The 18,253-nt window shown below is 45.4% G+C and carries 18 protein-coding genes, 1 tRNA gene and 1 riboswitch; of the genes, 18 read left to right on the top strand and 1 reads right to left on the bottom strand.

Annotated features, from left to right (window positions below):
• The first annotated feature begins 205 nt into the window (after positions 1 to 205).
• The 18 genes from EV210_RS08300 (at position 206) to EV210_RS08215 (ending at position 16,847) form a co-directional block, all read left to right on the top strand.
• Entirely contained in the window at positions 206 to 1,357 is a 1,152-nt protein-coding gene (locus tag EV210_RS08300; protein ID WP_132078413.1) for a cyclic nucleotide-binding domain-containing protein, read from the top strand.
• Between the two features lie 14 nt (positions 1,358 to 1,371).
• Complete coding sequence (locus tag EV210_RS08295) at positions 1,372 to 3,093, top strand: B12-binding domain-containing radical SAM protein (protein WP_132078410.1); 1,722 nt, start codon at positions 1,372 to 1,374, stop codon at positions 3,091 to 3,093.
• 227 nt (positions 3,094 to 3,320) lie between these two features.
• A complete protein-coding gene (locus EV210_RS08290; protein ID WP_132078407.1) occupies positions 3,321 to 4,112 on the top strand; it encodes a polysaccharide deacetylase family protein in 792 nt (263 codons plus the stop codon).
• 95 nt (positions 4,113 to 4,207) lie between these two features.
• Positions 4,208 to 4,389: riboswitch (cobalamin riboswitch) on the top strand.
• A 175-nt stretch (positions 4,390 to 4,564) separates the two neighbouring features.
• On the top strand, positions 4,565 to 5,482 hold the full coding sequence (locus EV210_RS08285; RefSeq protein WP_243650482.1) for a sirohydrochlorin cobaltochelatase: 918 nt from the start codon (positions 4,565 to 4,567) through the stop codon (positions 5,480 to 5,482).
• Positions 5,483 to 5,605: 123 nt separating this feature from the next.
• On the top strand, positions 5,606 to 6,310 hold the full coding sequence (gene cobI / locus EV210_RS08280; RefSeq protein WP_132078404.1) for a precorrin-2 C(20)-methyltransferase: 705 nt from the start codon (positions 5,606 to 5,608) through the stop codon (positions 6,308 to 6,310).
• 18 nt (positions 6,311 to 6,328) lie between these two features.
• Positions 6,329 to 7,309, top strand: a complete 981-nt coding sequence (locus EV210_RS08275; protein WP_243650481.1) for an ABC transporter substrate-binding protein — start codon at positions 6,329 to 6,331, stop codon at positions 7,307 to 7,309.
• A complete protein-coding gene (locus tag EV210_RS08270; RefSeq protein ID WP_376746811.1) occupies positions 7,299 to 8,321 on the top strand; it encodes a FecCD family ABC transporter permease in 1,023 nt (340 codons plus the stop codon). Before EV210_RS08275 ends, EV210_RS08270 begins: the two co-directional genes overlap by 11 nt.
• Positions 8,322 to 9,125 (top strand): ABC transporter ATP-binding protein, encoded by an 804-nt coding sequence (locus tag EV210_RS08265; RefSeq protein ID WP_132078401.1) that lies wholly within the window; start codon positions 8,322 to 8,324, stop codon positions 9,123 to 9,125.
• 14 nt (positions 9,126 to 9,139) lie between these two features.
• Positions 9,140 to 9,979, top strand: coding sequence for an ABC transporter ATP-binding protein (locus EV210_RS08260; protein ID WP_132078398.1), 840 nt, complete (start codon positions 9,140 to 9,142; stop codon positions 9,977 to 9,979).
• Complete coding sequence (locus EV210_RS08255; protein WP_132078395.1) at positions 9,979 to 10,719, top strand: ABC transporter permease; 741 nt, start codon at positions 9,979 to 9,981, stop codon at positions 10,717 to 10,719. Before EV210_RS08260 ends, EV210_RS08255 begins: the two co-directional genes overlap by 1 nt.
• A 200-nt stretch (positions 10,720 to 10,919) precedes the next feature.
• A complete protein-coding gene (locus tag EV210_RS08250) occupies positions 10,920 to 12,038 on the top strand; it encodes a DUF362 domain-containing protein (RefSeq protein WP_132078392.1) in 1,119 nt (372 codons plus the stop codon).
• 111 nt (positions 12,039 to 12,149) lie between these two features.
• A complete protein-coding gene (locus tag EV210_RS08245) occupies positions 12,150 to 13,604 on the top strand; it encodes a nicotinate phosphoribosyltransferase (protein WP_132078389.1) in 1,455 nt (484 codons plus the stop codon).
• Between the two features lie 18 nt (positions 13,605 to 13,622).
• On the top strand, positions 13,623 to 14,126 hold the full coding sequence (locus EV210_RS08240; RefSeq protein ID WP_132078386.1) for a dihydrofolate reductase: 504 nt from the start codon (positions 13,623 to 13,625) through the stop codon (positions 14,124 to 14,126).
• A gap of 91 nt (positions 14,127 to 14,217) precedes the next feature.
• A complete protein-coding gene (locus EV210_RS08235) occupies positions 14,218 to 14,658 on the top strand; it encodes a MarR family winged helix-turn-helix transcriptional regulator (RefSeq protein WP_132078383.1) in 441 nt (146 codons plus the stop codon).
• A 15-nt stretch (positions 14,659 to 14,673) separates the two neighbouring features.
• On the top strand, positions 14,674 to 15,126 hold the full coding sequence (locus EV210_RS08230; protein WP_132078380.1) for a DoxX family protein: 453 nt from the start codon (positions 14,674 to 14,676) through the stop codon (positions 15,124 to 15,126).
• A 75-nt stretch (positions 15,127 to 15,201) separates the two neighbouring features.
• Positions 15,202 to 15,978, top strand: a complete 777-nt coding sequence (ygiD, locus tag EV210_RS08225; protein ID WP_132078376.1) for a 4,5-DOPA-extradiol-dioxygenase — start codon at positions 15,202 to 15,204, stop codon at positions 15,976 to 15,978.
• Between the two features lie 142 nt (positions 15,979 to 16,120).
• Positions 16,121 to 16,594, top strand: a complete 474-nt coding sequence (gene tadA, locus EV210_RS08220) for a tRNA adenosine(34) deaminase TadA (protein ID WP_207900688.1) — start codon at positions 16,121 to 16,123, stop codon at positions 16,592 to 16,594.
• 163 nt (positions 16,595 to 16,757) lie between these two features.
• Positions 16,758 to 16,847 (top strand) — tRNA-Ser (locus EV210_RS08215).
• A gap of 161 nt (positions 16,848 to 17,008) precedes the next feature.
• Here the strand turns inward: EV210_RS08215 and EV210_RS08210 are convergent.
• Positions 17,009 to 18,238: an ATP-binding protein gene (locus tag EV210_RS08210; protein WP_132078373.1), complete on the bottom strand. Its 1,230-nt coding sequence runs from the start codon at positions 18,236 to 18,238 to the stop codon at positions 17,009 to 17,011.
• Positions 18,239 to 18,253 lie beyond the last annotated feature (15 nt).

The following is an 18,253-nucleotide window of genomic DNA, read 5'->3' as shown; positions in this document are numbered from 1 at the left end:
TTTTTGCTTTTTGGGCAAGCAAGTTATTAAATCTAATTCAAGTAAATAAAACAAGCAAATTGATACATTTTTCTACAAAAAAATGTAGGAATTATATAATATTTCCCGTATCCACCTAATTAGAGGAGGGAGATATTATGTAAGTTATGTAGAGAAAAATCGATTATTGTCAGACAATGTAGTAGAGAAAAGGAGAGAGGTATTTATGAAAACTTATCAACATGCCGCCGTGGTTGAAATCGCCAATCAAGATGAAAGCATTCAAATCGGAATTGCTGCAACTGATGAAGAGAGAGCAGAAATTTATCGTCTGCGCTACCGTATTTATATTGAGGAAATGGGGCGTGATCCAATTTCAACTGATCATGAAAATAAGCTGCTATTCGATGATATGGATAGATGGGCGCATCTGATTTATGCAAAAGTAGGTAATGAATATATCGGGACGATGCGAATTAATATGGGACCGATAGATCAATTTCCTCAAGAAATGATACGGGTATTATCTTTAGATAGAGTAAGAGATTTCTTTCAGGGGCGAGAGAACCGACTGATTGGCTCAAGTACAAAATTAATGGTTTCGCAACAGTATAGAAATTCGGCAGCTTTCCATCTGCTTACAGCGAAAGGATATGAACTCTATTGCAATCACCATGTTCGGTTTAATTTTGGTGGTTGCAATTTTTATTTGCTGCGTTTGTATGAACTAATGGGATGCCGCCGCTTTGGAAAAAACTTTGTTGATCCTGGTTATGGAATACTAACGCCCATTGTTTGGATTATTGATGATATTGATCATTTAAAAGCTGTTCGATCTCCTTTTTTGCGAATCGCTCGTAAATATAAAGGTTTTACTAGCGAATCAGCCGAGTGGTTTCTAAAAGAGTTCCCAGAAGTTTCTGAGATGATAAACAGCCAATTGACTACGGAAATAAAACTGTGGGAGTTCTTTTGTAGCCGTTTAGGGGGAATGCCGCAAACTGTTATATCAGCGTTGCAAGGGTTGTCGGAAAGTGAAGCAAGTGATTTTTTATATCGATGCAGCGTTGTTGTTAAATGCCATAGTGGTGACCAAATCATAAGCCGCGGTATGGCGAGTGAAGCACTGTACATTTTGTTGTCAGGCAGTCTAGCAGAAGTCGATCAAGTGGGAGCAAAAAGACTAGTGGAGCCTGGTCAACATTTCGGCGAAATAGGCGTTTTAGATTCGACAGTTCAAAAGTTTGATGTAGAAGCTGTCTCTGATGCCGAAATCGTTGTAATTTCCCGGCAATACTTTAGGAAATACACTATGTCTCATCTGCAAATTACTAATCAAATTTCACAAAATTTACTGAATAGTTCCCATGATTTTTAGGAGGAGATTACGTTATGAAGGAAATAGAATTATTGTTAGTTAACAGTTACGCGCCACGACAGAGAATTGCTTCAGATGCAGCTCTGGAGAATGGATTAGCTATTTTACGAACTTATTTAGAGAGTCAGGGGTATCAGACTGAGGTTGTTGACGATCAACGGGTAACCGCGATGACTAGCGGAGTTCCTCAGTTCTGCTTAAAACTGCTGAGCTATATGGTTAGCTTGCAAATGAAAGCTTATAATAGACAAGCAAAATTTTTGTGGCTGTTGATCATGTTGCTTACATGGCCATTGCAAGCTTTGTCCCTATACTACCGTCGACAATTTATGAGTAAAAGAATTGATGAAATCGTTCGGCGGATTAAAGAAAATAAGATAAAATTTCTGGGGATTAAAGTATGGTATGGCGATGCTTTTACCTGGAGTAAGTTGTTGGCGGCAAAGGTTCGAGAAAACTGCCCGGATACAGTTATTATCGCAGGCGGACCTCAAGTTAAGGTTTATGGAGAGCATATACTGGCCGACGGAGATTTTGATATTGCTATAATGGGACCGGGTGAAGAAGTCTTAGAGGAACTGCTTATGCTGCGTCAAAAAAACAAAGGAAAGAGAGAGTTTATTAATGCTTTTCATAATAAATATCCGTCAAAGCTGGTAAAGTCAGGAGGGTATTCAACCGGTTGCACGGATAAAATGGAAAAGTTCATTACCCCGCGATATCGACCGGAGGATTTAGCAGGCAAAATCCTCTTTCACACCTTGGTAGATGGTTATGGTTGCTCATGGAATCAATGCAGTTTTTGCTCCCATACTAGACAAAATCGTGTTTACCAGTCACGGAGTGTAAAAGAAATTGTTGATGAAATTGAAGTAATGGTAGAGCAGGGAATATCATTTTTTCGTTTCAGCAGTTCGGAAACACCTGTTAATCACGGCAGAAAAATAGCAGAAGAAATCCTAAAACGAGGCTTAAATATTCATTTTTCCATGTTTGTCAGGGCAGTTAGGGTAACTCCTGCTGCATACGAGGCCTTTCGATTAATGATTAAAGCCGGTTTGAGAGCTGTTTTTATGGGAGGAGAAACAGGGCATGATCAAATTAATGAAAAGATAATGAACAAAGGAGTGAAAAGCAAGGATATTATAGACACAATTAATTGCATTAAGCTTGCAGCAACAGAGACCAATCATAATTGCAGAGTTGGATTGTCGTTGATATACCCTTGCCCGGTAACGGATGGGATAACATTAGATGAAGTTTTTCAAGAGAACATACGACTAATTCAAGCTGCTAATCCGGATACTGTGATTGTTAACCCGCCAGGTGTATTTCCGGAAACAAAATGGATGGAGAAGGCAGATGAGTATGGTTTTTCTATTGAACCGAACGTTATTCCGAGCTTTATGAGATATGAGTACTCCATCTACAAGCCTGTTGAACTATGGGACAAATTAGGTTATAAACTTCAGGGGCTGGGTGGCGCTGAGCTCTTGAAGGAAACTGGGCGATTTAGAGCTGCAGTTGTGAAGCTGGGCATTCCTACCGATATTTCTGACGAATATCTGATGATGACCGAAGCAATAGGCTACACAACCCGGTTAGATTTATTGCAATTTAAGAGTAAGTCCCTGCAGGACATTATGTCGGGCAATACGACTTACATGGAGCAGATCATTGAAAAAATCAACCAAAAAAGCCGGCAGATGGCATTGCAAGGCCGGATAAAAGAGTAATTCAAAAAAGGATCAGTCAAAATGGCTGATCCTTTTTTTACTAGCATGGTTGTTTGTACAGGCTTTTTACATCAAAGCCACTATCCGGGGAAGCATAAATCCTAGCTGTCGTAAAAAGTTTGCTAGATTATCGGCTACGGCATATAACCAATGAATTTGCAAGCGTATTGATATTGCTGTTTTTTGCCAAATGGCGTATTATTGACAGGAGAACATGAGGTGATGATTTGAGTAAAAAAATCCTTTATTTCCTATTGCTGTGTGCTGCGGTGATTGCTGCCGCCAGCAGCTTTTATAATAAGCCTGAAGATGTATCGGGAGGAATACCGGTACTAAATTATCATCAGGTCGAAGATAATACCAATAATCCTTTGGCGCTGAGTGTAAAGGATTTTGAAAAGCAGATGGCTTATCTGTCCGAGAAAGGTTACACAGCGATAACGGCAGATCAATTATACGCTTATTTGTATCATAAGGGCAGTTTACCTCCTAAGCCGGTATTAATTACTTTTGATGACGGTTATGCCGACAACTATACCAATGCCTACCCGATTATGAAGAAACATGGTCTTACAGCAATTATCTTTTTAATAACCGACGTTGTTGGGCATGACGCGTGGTATATGAATTGGGAACAGGTTAAGGAAATGCAGCAGGCCGGCTTTCAGTTCGGCTCCCATACGCTAAGCCATATGCCTCTCGCCGAAGTTTCACAGGAGGAAGCGACCCATCAGCTGGTAAAATCAAAAGAAGGAATTGAATGGCGGCTTGAGACCCCGGTGCGGTATCTTGCTTATCCGGGGGGCTCTTACAACCAGCAGGTGAAAGAGGCAGTTACGGCCGCGGGCTATCAGGCGGCATTTACCGTTGACTTCGGCAGGGTCAATCATGATAGCGATGCCTTGGCTTTAGAGCGGGTTCCTATTTTAAAATCCCGCTGGACTTTTGTGGACTTTTACTTACGGCTTCATTTTACAAAAATGATTGAGCTGGCTAAAGATCTTAAAAGTTCTTTGTAGTGAAAAAGACTTTGCGGAATTTTGCCAACTCTTGTCTACTTATTGATGAATAGTTTATTGACATTACAGAAGTCGATGCGTATAATGAAAGCTAATTGAACATCGTTGAAGTAGGTGCCCTTTGGGGCTTAATAGGGAAGTCCGGTGAGATACCGGCGCGGTCCCGCCACTGTAATGGGGAGCAAACCCAAGTTATACCACTGAGGTGAAAGCCTTGGGAAGGTTTGGGCAAGCGATGAGCCAGAGTCAGGAGAACTGCCTATTTGACAATCACCGTTTATACCCACGAGCGATGGGAAGGGGATTATGTGAACAATTTGTTTTGTCACGCATAACTGACCTCCCAGCAATTGGGAGGTCTTCTTGTTGGTTAGCGGTAGCACTGGTGTTGGTTGCCTGGATGTTCACTTGTCCTAAAATAGGACAAACAAATCGGCAAAGGAGTGCGTTAGATGCGTAATTGGATGAAAGCTTGTTTAGGAGTGCTGATGGTCGGCAGCTTAGCTGTAACCGGATTGTTTGGCTCTTCCCGTGTGGAGGCTGCAGGCGTAGCAGGAGACACGAAAAAAGCAATTGTAGTTGTAAGTTTTGGTACGACTTTCCCTGACTCCCGTAAAGCCAATATTGAGAGTGTGGAAAACAAAATTCAGCAGAACTTCCCTGACTATGAAGTGCGCCGTGCCTTTACTTCCAAAATTGTCATGAAACGGATCGGCGAGAACGAAAAGATTCAAATCGACAGCCTTGAGCAAGCATTGGACAAGCTGCAAAAAGAAGGATTCAAAGAAGTTGTTGTTCAAACCACTCACTTAACACCCGGTGAAGAATATGACAAAAAAGTCATTGCTGTTGTGTCCAAATACAGCAAAGCTTTTGATAAACTTGTTGTAGGCCGGCCTGCACTGTTCTATAATGGTGAAAATGGCAAGCCCGATGATTTTGCCATTGCAGTCAATGCGTTGAGACATCAACTGCCTGTGCTGCAAATGCCTGACCGCGTAGTTGTCTTTATGGGACATGGCTCACCGCATCAACACAATCCCGCTTATGCAACACTGCAAGATCGCTTCAAAGCTGCTGGCTTGAACGTGTTGGTTGGAGTTGTTGAAGAAACTGATCATCCGAACCTGGAAGACGTTCAAAAGGCATTGGAAGAAAGCAGCTACAAAGAAATCACCCTGATGCCGTTAATGCTGGTAGCTGGTGACCATGCCAATAATGACATGGCCGGTGACGAAGATGATTCCTGGAAGAGCACCTTTGCTAAAGATGGCTTTAAGGTAAAAACGTACATTCATGGCTTGGGTGAAAATCCTTTATTCCAAGATATCTATGTACAGCATGTACGGGATGCAATCTACGGACTATAGTCCCTATTGAAACCAATATTGCACTTTTCCCAACAGTCTCAAGTCCCTTCAGGGCTTGAGACTGTTTATGTGCTTTTGGGAGAACCGCTAAAATAAAAACATATTTGGCTAACGGAGGTAATTATGTCTGGAATATTTTATGGTGTAGGTGTTGGACCCGGGGATCCCGAACTGTTAACAATCAAGGCAATCAATGTCATTCGTCAGGCGGATGTTATCATTGCGCCTAAGACAGAAAAAAAGGAAGATAGTGTAGCACTGGAAATTGCCAAGCCTTACCTCAAAGAAGATGTAGAGATTGTGAAACTCGTGTTTCCTATGGTTTTCCATGATGAAACACTTTCCACTGCCTGGGAAAGCAATAAAAACACGATCAGCGAGCTGCTCGCCGCTGGTAAAAATGTGGTTTTTCTGACTTTAGGTGATCCAATGTTTTACAGCACTTATATTTATGTTTTTCGTTTATTGGAAAACTGCGGCTATCCGATTGAGACAATTCCTGGAGTTACCGCTTTTTGTGCGATTGCAAGCAAATTAGGCTATCCGATCGTTGAAGGAAATGACATTCTGAGCATTATACCGGCAACTATCGAAGAAGACAAGCTGGATAAAGCCCTGGCAATGGCAGACAATGCTGTTCTCATGAAAGTATATAAAAATTCCGGTGAAGTGATCGAAAAGCTTCAGCATCATAAGTTAGCTGAAAATGCGGTGATGATCAGCCGCTGCGGACTGGATGATGAGCAAGTCATTCATAATTTGCAGGAGATCGGTGACCAAAAGGTTAATTATTTATCAACGATTTTAACACGGAGAAACAAAGTCTAAGAGAAGGGGGCTACAGCCTTGAAATTAAGCTCGGTTTTCAAGATGATATCTGCCTTGATGCTGCTTACCTTTTTGACGGCAGGCTGTGGCGGCCCGCCCAAGCAAAACTCACAGGGAAATAGTAATCCGGAGTCGTACCTGACGATCAAAGACGATCTTGGGCGCAGTGTGACGCTGACGAAAAAGCCGGAGAAAATAGTGGTGCTGTCACCATCCTTTCTCGAACTGCTATATGCGGTAGATGGCAAAGCGGTTGGACGTCCTACCTCGGCTGCGAAAATCGGTGTTGATGCAGAGACGCTTAAGGCTATTCCGGAAGTTGGCTTTGTATATAATGTTAATGTCGAAAAGGTAGTATCCTTACAGCCCGATCTGGTTATTGCGATGCAGGGAATGCATGAAAAACTGATTCCGATTCTGGAAAGCAGTAAGATCCCTGTTGTTATTTTGAAATATAAAACCTATGATGATGTCTTTGGGAAAATTGCTTTAATGGGCGAAATTGCCGGTACACAAGATAAAGCACAGGCGCTGACACAAAAGATGCGCGGTAATTTGGATGCTGTCAGCAAAAAACTGCCGGACAAGACGACGAAAATTGCAATTCTCCACGCTACTGCCAAGAGTGTAACCTTAGAGCTGGAAAATAGTATCGCCGGCAATACGGCTAAGTTCTTGCGTCTGCAAAATATTGCCGCCGGCAGCAGGCCAATTGATGACGGTGCTGATACTGCGCCGTACAGTCTGGAGAAACTGGTAGAGAATGATCCGGATATGATTTTTGTCGTTACAATGGGAGACGCTGCTAAAATCGAAAAGACAATGCGCGATGATGTAGAAAGCAACCCTGCCTGGGCAACTCTCAGAGCAGTGCGAAATAAAAAGCTGGTATTTCTGCCGTCCGAACTGTTTCTGCTGAATCCTGGTTTAAATACTCCGGAAGCGGCAGCGTATATGGCAAAACAAGTCTATCCAGAGATATATAATCATGATGAGTAACATAAAACAGATAATGAATTATAAGAGCAGCCGCGACAGAACGCTCTGGCGGATGCTGGTATTGCTTGTTTTTGCTTTCATTGCCGTTAGCGGGATGGTCATTGGCTTAGTAAAAGGTGCGGTAAACGTACCGGCAGCAACGATTGTGCAGGCCATCCTGACAAACGGAGCCGGAGCACAGGAGCAGATCATCTGGAATATCCGCCTTCCCCGTGTTTTAGTAGGAGCGTTAGTCGGTTTAAACCTGGCGTTATCGGGGGCAATTTTACAGGCTGTAATGAAAAACCCGTTGGCCGATCCGCATATTATCGGTATTTCATCAGGTGCAGGCCTGGCGGGAATTGTTGTTCTCGTCCTATTTCCTACGATGGAATACCTTCTTACTCCAGTGGCGTTTATCGGTGCAATGGCTGCTGCGGCACTTATTTATCTGCTGGCCTGGAAGGGGGGCATCCGGCCGATCCGCATTGTACTGGCGGGGGTTGCTGTTTCTGCTTTTCTGGGGTCCGGCATTTCTGCTTTGATGGTACTGTACAGCGACCGGATTCACGGTGCTTTGATGTGGATGGTTGGTGGACTGACAGCCAGAAGCTGGCCGCACGTTGCGATTATCTTGCCTTACTCTATTAGTGCCAGTTTGTTTGCCTTTTGGGGCGCCAAGCGGCTGAACGTGCTAAGCCTGGGTGATGAGGTTGCCCGCGGTCTGGGTCTGAAGGTGGAGTTTACCCGGCTGTTAATGACGGCAGTAGCAGCCTTGCTGGCAGCGAGTGCTGTCAGTGTAGTTGGTCTGCTGGGTTTCGTCGGCCTTATTGTGCCTCATGCAGCCCGGCTGCTGGTAGGAGCAGACTACCGCTTCTTACTGCCGGCTTCGGCGATGCTCGGGGCTGGCGTGGTAACGCTCAGTGACACGCTGGCGCGAACGATGTTTTCGCCGCTTGAAATCCCTGTGGGTATTTTAATGGCGTTTATAGGAGCTCCCTTTTTTCTATTTCTGTTAAGGAGGGAATCCTAAATGGCGATACTGGAAGCAAGAAATGTTGCCGTTTCCATTGGAGATAAACCGATTCTTAAGGAACTCAGTCTGGCTGTTGCCCAGGGGGAAATTGTATCGATACTAGGTCCGAACGGATCGGGGAAAAGTACTTTTCTAAAAGCGCTTTCCCGCAACATAAAGCTGAAAGCCGGCACCATTACGCTGGACGGCAGAGATATTCACAGCTTTGGGGCAAAAGAAATAGCCTGCCACTTGGCAATGCTGCACCAAGCTTCGCGGGCACCGGGAGATTTGACTGTTCAGGATTTGGTGGAATATGGACGGTTTCCTTATCAGCAATGGTGGAAGGGCAATGAAAAAGAAGACCGCCAGGTTGTTGAATGGGCTTTAGCCCAAACTCGTATGACGGACTTGTCGGCAAGACGAGTGAATACATTGTCCGGCGGAGAGCAGCAGCGTGCCTGGATTGCCATGGCCCTAGCGCAAAAACCCCGGATCTTACTGCTGGATGAACCAACCACCTATCTTGATCTTTGCCATCAGCTGGAGATTATGGAGCTGATCAGACAGCTGAACAAAGAGCAGGGCTTGACGATTGTAATGGTGCTGCATGATATGAATCATGCAGCACGTTATTCCGATACGGTGGCTGTTTTTTGCCAGGGCAGTTTATATGCAAGCGGTGCGCCTGTGAACACAATAACTCCTACTATGCTCAGGGAGGTATTTGGCGTGGAAGCGGATATTTGGCTGGATGATCAGGGGCGTCCGGTATGCCTGGCTCAAAGCCTGACTGCGGCGACGCAGCATTCTAGCCGGTAAAGTGAGGAAAAGCGATGATTGAAATAGCAGGGTTAGTTAAAAAATTCGGTGATCGAACTGCTGTTGATCAATTGAATTTGTCGATACCAAAAGGAGAGTTGTTCGGTCTCTTAGGACCCAATGGTGCCGGAAAGACGACAACAATTCGTGTACTGACTATGCTGGCTCAGCCGACGGCAGGCAGTATTACGATCGGGGACTGGCAGCTGCCGAGAGACGAACAGCAGATCAAATCTATCATCGGTGTAGTGCCGCAGCATATCAATCTGGATGTTGAATTAACCGCATGGGAGAACCTGGAGCTGCATGGCCGGCTGCATTGCATACCAGCCGCGGAGCGGCATAAACGGATAGAAGAGCTGTTGGAGTTTGTAGAGCTAAATGAGCGAAGCGGCGATATGGTACAGACCTTTTCCGGCGGTATGAAACGGCGGTTAATGATTGCGCGGGCATTATTGCACCGCCCGAAAGTTCTGTTCCTGGATGAGCCGACAGTTGGCCTGGACCCGCAGGTCAGGCGCCGTTTGTGGGAGCTGGTCAGACGCCTTGCTGGTGAGGGACTGACGGTATTGTTAACTACTCATTATATTGAAGAAGCAGAAAATCTGTGTCAGCGAGTTGCCATCATGTATAAAGGCAAATTAATTGCGCTTGATTCTCCGGCAAAGCTTTGTCAGAGCTTAGGTGAGTATGTGGTGGAATGGCAGGATGGTGAACGGCTGAGCAGCCGCTTTTTTACCGAGAGAACGCAGGCAGCTGGCTTTGCAAGTGACCTGACTACAGCAGCAACGATTCGGCGTTCTAACTTAGAGGATGTTTTTGTTGAATTTACCGGCCGGAAGGTGGTGGAGTAATGCTGAATCACGTCTGGACGGTTTTTTGGCGCGATTGGGTAGTGCTCCAAAGACGATTAGGCCGTTATATTTTAGCTAGGATGGTATCGCCGATTTTGTATTTGGTCGCATTTGGCTGGGGCCTGGGCCGGAGCATTACCGTGAATCAGGGCAGTTATCTGGATTTTATTGTTCCCGGCATCATTGCATTAAACTCTATGAACATCAGCTTTAATGCCGTCGGGACGCCTGTCAATATGAGCAGGCTGTATCATAAGACATTGGAAGAATATCTGCTTGCTCCGATCAGTCCGGCAGCCTATGTGCTGGGGAAGGTTCTGGCAGGTGTAGCGCGGGGACTGATATCCTCCGTTGTCATTATTGTGCTGGCTTATTGCTTTGGTGCGCAGTTTCAGTTAAATGGCTGGTTTCTCTTGGCATTATTTTTAAATTGTATGGTGTTCTCCGCTTTGGGCCTGGTAGCAGCGATGATTATGAATTCTCATGAAGAAATGAGCAACTTTAATACATATGTGCTAATGCCGATGTCTTTTTTGTGTGCCACGTTCTTTAGTCCGGCTCAATTGCCTGCGTTACTGCACTGGGCAATAGAATTGCTGCCGCTTACTCATGCCAGCTACGCCCTGCGCTTAAGCAGCTCTACCGGAAGTATGCCGGGGGAGGCCTTAGGAGTATTAGGGCTGTATGTAATTTTGCTGTTAGGCTTAGGCATTCGGAAAATGCAGCAAGTCCGCGATTGAATACGATCTTGCCCTGTAAAGTAGTTAAGCAGACTGCAGCGTCTTTAAAACGTTGTCAGTCTGTTTTTTATTGAAAGGTGTTTTTTCGGGCAGGCTAGAAATAAACACTTGACTTTGAGTGTACTCAAAGGAGTAACATAGAAATAGTGTAGCTTATGAAAAGCTAAGATTTGAAAACACGCAGTTAAGGAGAGGATTTTATGGAAAAATCAAAGGTTTATTTTACGAATATGCGTGCAACAGGCAATATGAATTTGCTGCAGAAATTGGAGCGGCTGGTGAAGAAGGCCGGTATAGAGCAGATTGATTTTAAAGGAAAATATACGGCAATTAAAATACATTTTGGTGAGCCGGGCAATCTGGCGTATCTTCGGCCTAATTATGCCAAGGTAATTGCTGATGTAATTAAGAAGCAAGGCGGCAAGGTGTTTCTTACGGACTGTAATACACTGTATGTAGGCAGGCGCAAAGATGCGCTTGAACACATGGACGCAGCTTATGAGAATGGCTATAATCCGTTCACTACAGGCTGTCAGATCATTATCGGTGATGGTTTGAAAGGGACAGATGAGGCCTATGTTCCAGTGCCCTGCGGAGAATGCGTGAAAGAGGCTAAGATCGGCCGGGCCGTTATGGATGCGGACATTCTGATCAGCATGAACCACTTTAAGGGTCACGAGCTTACCGGTTTTGGCGGATCTTTAAAAAATATCGGCATGGGAAGCGGCTCCAGGGCAGGTAAAATGGAAATGCATAGTGATGGCAAGCCCCGTGTGAGAGCCAAAGCCTGTGTAGGCTGTGGGGCATGTGTGAAAATCTGTGCTCATAGCGCAATATCAATTACTGATAAGAAAGCGTCTATTGATCATAACAAATGTGTTGGCTGCGGCAGATGTATTGGTGTCTGTCATTTTGATGCAATTGCTGCTGCCTGGGATGCATCAAATGATGTTTTGAATAAAAAAATTGCTGAATATACCTGGGCTGTATTAAATGGCCGACCCCATTTTCACATCAGCCTCGTGATTGATGTATCACCAAACTGTGATTGCCATGCGGAAAATGATGTGCCCTTAATTCCTGACATTGGTATGTTTGCTTCCTTTGACCCGGTTGCGCTTGATATGGCCTGCGCCGATATGGCCAATCAGGCTCCGGTTGTTTCGGGCAGCTACTTAGCTGAGCGGCTTGAGCAGCAAAAGCAGCCGGCGAAAGATCATTTTTATGCAACGCATCCGGAGACCAACTGGATGTCGTGCGTGGATCATGCTGAGAAAATTGGGATTGGCACGAAAGCTTATGAGTTAATTGAAATTTAGATTTCCGAACCGCTTATCGCATAAAGATAAGCGGTTCTTTACAATTGTTCCAGATGTATCTACAATGAAGCTATGGAAGACGTTCATTTCTAAGCTAACGGAGGTTCTCTTATGCGCAACAATACCATGCTGACTGATCTCTACCAGTTAACGATGATGCAAGGTTTGTTTCTTGCCGGTAAAGATAAGCAGGAAGCTGTTTTTGACCGATTTTATCGTACAAACCCCTGCAATGGCGGCTATTCCATTATTGCCGGGCTGGAACATGTTATTGAATACATTAAAAATATCCAATTTACCGATGAAGATATTGAATATCTGAAGACGCTGAATTTATTTTGTGAAGAATTCCTTGCCTATTTAAAAGAATTCCGCTTTACCGGTGATATCTGGGCGATTCCGGAAGGAACGGTTGTTTTTCCGGGAGAGCCTTTGCTGCGGGTTCATGCCCGGAAAAACGAGGCTCTGTTTATTGAAACGGCGTTATCGATGTTTTTAAATCATGAGAGCCTGATCGCTACTAAAGCAAGCCGCGTGCGCTGGGCGGCGAAGGACGATTTCCTAATGGAATTTGGGCTGCGCCGGGCCCAGGGGGCAGATGCTGCGTTGTACGGAGCGAGGGCGGCAGTAATCGGCGGATTTGATGCAACTTCGAATGTCCTTGCCGGCAAGTTGTTTGGCATTCCCGTTGTTGGTACAATGGCGCATAGCTGGGTAATGAGCTTTGATGATGAGTTAACTGCTTTCCGGGAGTATGCGAAACGATACCCGGACAATGCGATCCTTCTTGTAGATACATATGATACCATTGGCAGCGGGGTTCCAAATGCTATTAAAGTGTTCACTGAAATGCGCTCTGCCGGATTAACGCTACAGCGGTATGGTATCCGTCTGGACAGCGGTGATCTTGCCTATTTGTCCAAAGCCGCAAGAGAAATGCTGGATGAAGCGGGCTTCGCCGATGCAAGCATTGCGGCCTCTAATGACCTCGATGAACATCTGATTGCCGAACTGAAGCTGCAGGAGGCTAAGATTAACTCCTGGGGAGTAGGGACTAAGCTGATTACATCGGAAGGCTGCTCTGCGCTGGGAGGCGTTTATAAACTGGCGGCGGAAGTTGGGGCAGTGACTGTTCCCAAAATGAAGTTTTCTAACAATGTGGAGAAGATTACCAATCCTGGTATTAAAAAAGTTTTCCGCATCTATGATAAGAAGTCAGGTAAGATTAGAGCAGATATTATTACTCTTGCCGATGAAGAAATCAGTACAAATGAGGATTTGGCATTAATGGATCCGACCCATTCCTGGAAGCGGATGACATTGTGCAGGGGGACTTTTACCGTCCAAGAACTGCTTGTGCCAATTTTCCGCAATGGCCAATGCGTATACGATCAGCCGCAGCTGTCTGTAATCCAAAACTATGCGAAAGAGCAGCTGCAGACCCTTTGGGATGAGTACCGGCGCTTGGTCAATCCTCATATTATGAAGATCGATTTGAGTGATAAGTTGTATGATTTAAAGAAGGAACTGATCTATCGCACCACTCATAAACCAAAAACACTGTAGGAAGAGGAGCTAACTACAATGAATCTGATTGCTGCAGTTGACGGAAACTGGGGAATCGGCAATAAATGTGAGCTGCTGCAGATCATTCCACAGGACATGCAGTATTTTAAAGCGCTGACGACCGGCTCTTGTGTTGTTATGGGCAGAACGACGTTTGAATCCCTGCCCCGCCGGCAGCCTTTGCCGGATCGAATCAATATTGTGCTGAGTACAACGTATAAGGATACTTCGCCAGGGATTGTTGTTTGTGCTTCGCTGGCAGAGCTTTTCCGGTACTTAAAGCAGTGTGAAAAGGACATTTATGTTATTGGCGGCGAGGCGGTATACCGTCAGTTGATGCCCTTTTGTACAGATGCATATATTACTAAGATACGTCAATGTTTTATCGCTGACCGGCATCTTCCTAATCTGGATGAGGCCCCCGGATGGGAGTGTGTCGAAGAAGGCTCCTGGCAGCAGTACAAAGAGTGGGATTATCGGTTTATGCGGTATAAAAATTTGGCAGCTTTATGCTGGAAATAAATAGTATTGTCAGCCTGCGGAATTCAATTGACGGGCTGACAATTTTCATTATATAATTATCTTGAATTCAAGATATTAGAAAGAGTGTGCCATGGAACAGGAATTAAAACTATATATCACTCTCAGCAGGGCATACCGGGCAATCCTGGCGCATGACGAGCGCGATGTCCGCCAATATGGTTTAAACTTAACCGAATTTGCTGTACTTGAGCTGTTATACCACAAAGGGCCTCAGCCTTTGCAGCGCATTGGGGAGAAAATTCTTATTACTACCGGCACTATTACGTATGTAATTGATAAATTGGAAAAGAAGGGATTGCTTTTCCGGAGCCCCTGCGAGAAAGACCGGCGAAAATTTTATGCCGTTTTGTCTGAAAAGGGCAAAACACTGATTTCCAGAATATTTCCCGGGCATGCTCAAAATCTCGTCTATGCGTTAGGCGGACTTTCACCGGAGGAACAGGAGGTTGCTATAAACCTTCTGAAAAAACTAGGCTATGAAGCTGTCAGCCGATTGGATAGTCAAAATTAAAGGAGGGGAAGATGTATGATTTTTTCTAATTTGCATAAGTATAAAGATGAGGGTTTGCTGTTTTTGCGAGTTGGCATGGGACTTATGATGATTTACCATGGTGCGCCTAAGATTATGGGGGGCGTTGAAGGTTGGATTAAAGTGGGCAGCGCGATGAAGTTTCTCGGTATTACATTTGCCCCGGCCTTTTGGGGCTTTATGGCAGCCTGCGCCGAATTCTTCGGAGGTGCGCTGATTATGCTTGGACTGGGAACACGCATTGCCTGCGCTATGGTAACGATGACGATGGCTGTTGCTGTTGCGATGAAGCTGGGAACAGGAGCCGGGCTGTTCGGCGCTTCACAAGCGCTGGAGAATGGGATTGTATATATCAGCCTATTGATTGCAGGACCAGGAATATACAGTCTGGATCATCGCCTGTTTGTTGCCGGAAAGTCAAATATGGGTACTATCTATAAGAGCAATTAATAAACTGAAGAGCCCTCTGCGGACATTATGTTTGCTGAGGGTTCTTACATACTATGTGGAACGGAGCGTGATCGAATGCAGGAATTACCGGTGTTGTTCATGAGTCACGGATCGCCAATGAATATTATTGAAACCAATAGCTTTACAGCGAGCGTAAGCCGGTTAGGAGAAACGCTTGCTAAGCCTGCCGCCATCATGGTGATTTCCGCTCATTGGCAGACAAAGGGGACACAAGTTACTTGTGCGGCTAAACCACGGACTATCTATGATTTCTATGGTTTTCCACAGGAGCTATATGAGATTAAATATCCTTGTCCGGGTGCGCCGGAATATGCGGAAATGGTGCGGCAGGCGCTTGGCTCAGATAAAGTCGCCTGCAATATGGATTGGGGCATTGATCATGCTGCATGGTGTGTATTAAAGTATCTTTACCCCCAGGCGGATATTCCGGTCTTTGAAATGAGTCTCGATATTGCAAAATCACCACAAGAACACTATAATCTTGCCAAGGAACTGGCACCGCTGCGCAAGGAAGGAATTTTGATTGTTGCCAGCGGCAATCTAGTCCATAATCTGCGTCTGGCCAAATTTGAAAATACCTATGATGAGCCGTACGACTGGGCAATCCGGGCTGATCAGCAAATGAAAGAGTTATTGCAGCAAGGTGATCATACCAGTCTGATCAGCTATGACCGTTTGACTGACGCACGTCTGGCAATTCCCACTCCAGAGCACTATTTGCCGATGTTGTATGCCATTGCGCTGCAAAAAGCAGACGAAGGACTGACTTTTACGTGCGAAGATATTCAAAATGGTTCCGTATCCATGCGCAGCTTTGTCATTGGTGGTTAATAATGGCGGTGGCGTAGCTGTATTGCGTGGAAAAAAGTTCAAGAAAAGATTAGTTGCGTAATGGGCGCTGATACGCTATAATATCACAGTAACGTACAGGCATATGCAGCTGGATAAGACAATAAGGAATGCGTGATAGCGGATGCTGGATGATAACTACTATATGGGATTGGCCCTTGAGGAAGCTCAAAAGGCTTATCGTATGGGTGAAATTCCAATTGGTGCTGTTCTTGTCATAAATGATGAAGTTGTGGCAAAAGCGCATAACTTACGGGAAACTTGCCATGATGCGACCGCCCATGCCGAAGTGATTGTGATTCAAGAAACTTGCCGAAAGCTGAAGCGCTGGCGGTTGACCGGAGCAACACTTTATGTTACGATAGAGCCGTGTCCTATGTGTGCTGGTGCACTGGTAAACAGCCGGGTTGACCGACTGGTTTACGGAAGTGCTGACTATAAGGCTGGCGCTGTAGAATCTCTTTTCAACGTAGTGCAGAATGAAGCTCTCAACCACCGTATGGCAGTTACCGCTGGGGTACGGGGTGACGAATGCTCTGCCCTCATGAAAGCCTTTTTCCGCGAACGGCGGAAGAAAAAAACAACAAATGTTGACTGAGATAAAGCAATCTTTCTGTTGCTAGTAAGCTGAGACCATCGAGAAGGTTTCAGATGCTAGGCGCGACGAGGACGTGAGTGCGGGCAGTACTGGTAAGTACGGCAAGCGAGCGCCCGCAGGAGCAACAGCGCAGATGAGGCCTTATCGGTGGTCGCCCAAGCATGGAGAGGTGTCCGAGTGGTCGATGGTGCTTGACTCGAAATCAAGTGTCCTGTCAAAGGGACCGTGGGTTCGAATCCCACCCTCTCCGCCATAGAAATCAAGGCTTCTAGCGTTTTTGCTAGAAGCCTTGATTTTTTTATTACCGAAAACAGCGTCCGTCAACAGGTTAACAGCAAAAGAGCCGCAGCTCATGTTTTGAGCGTGCGGCTTTCCTTTTAGTCAAGGATGGCTGCAATGTCCAGATGGCAAAACTTATATCCCCCAAATAGGCACAATTAAATTCTGGCTGTCAAACGCCGACAGCCTATCAGTTGTACAAAGCACAGCTCCTGTTCCACGTTCCAAAGTAGCCTTGTCAATTACGCGGAACACTCGCGTGAGCTGCTTTTGAGGAGTAGCAGTTTTCTTGATTTCCATGGGGTATAGCTTGCCGCTGTCCTCCAGTAGAATATCAATCTCCTTAGTATCCTTATCCCGGTAGTAATAAATATAGGCTTCCCAGCCACAGTTTTGATAGCTTTTGACAATCTCAGATACTACAAAGTTTTCAAGAATCGCACCGCTCATGGCACCATTCATCAGGGTATCACTGCTATTCCATTTGGCCAGGTAGGCCACCAATCCGCAGTCATAGAAATAGAGCTTTGGCTTAGTTACCATGCGTTTAAGCATATTGTTAGAATACGGGTGAAGATAAAACACAATTCCCAGTCTCTCTAAAATCCTCAGCCAGTTTTTGGCGGTAATCTGATCAATACCGGCAGTGTCAGCAATAGTCTTGTAGTTGATCATCTGTCCGCACAGGGCGGCGGCGGCTATAATGAAATCCATAAACCTGAGCGAATCGATAGTACCGGAAAGTTCTTTTACATCTCGGTCTATATAAGTGCTGATGTAGCTGGAATAAACTGCTCGATGGTCGCTATACTGTCCACTAATGAGGGCAGGCATACCGCCTCTGAAGATACGTTCGTACAGTGCAGGAGTATCAATCGGAGTGCGCGCCTTTATCCGCTGTGACAACTGCTCTAAATCCAGTACAAAAGGTGCATTGGTAGCACCGTAGATTTCCGCCTGAGACATGGGAGCCATATGAAGCAGGCCGACACGCCCGGCCAGCGACTCTTGTATCCCCTCCATTAATTTGAATGCCTGCGAACCAGTCATCCAAAAGTCACCGGCTCGCCGGTTCTGGTCAACGTGTATTTTGATATAGGTAAACAGCTCCGGTGCATACTGTACCTCATCGATAAACACCGGCGGTTTGTGGATTTGCAGGAACATTTTCGGGTCATTCTTCGCCATTTGGCGCTCCGTCAAATCGTCCAGTGTCACATACTCCCGCCCTATGTTCTCCTTCTCGGCCAGTTTTTGCAGCATGGTTGTCTTTCCAACTTGCCTTGGTCCGGTGAGCAGCAATGCGGGGAATTCTTTGTTAAGACGGAGAAACGTATTCTCCATTGCTCTGTGTATATAATTCATGAGATCACCTCATCG

The organism is Anaerospora hongkongensis, from assembly GCF_004339805.1.
GTDB classification, from domain to species: domain Bacteria; phylum Bacillota; class Negativicutes; order Sporomusales; family DSM-15969; genus Anaerospora; species Anaerospora hongkongensis.
This window is presented reverse-complemented; position numbering and strand designations above follow the sequence as displayed.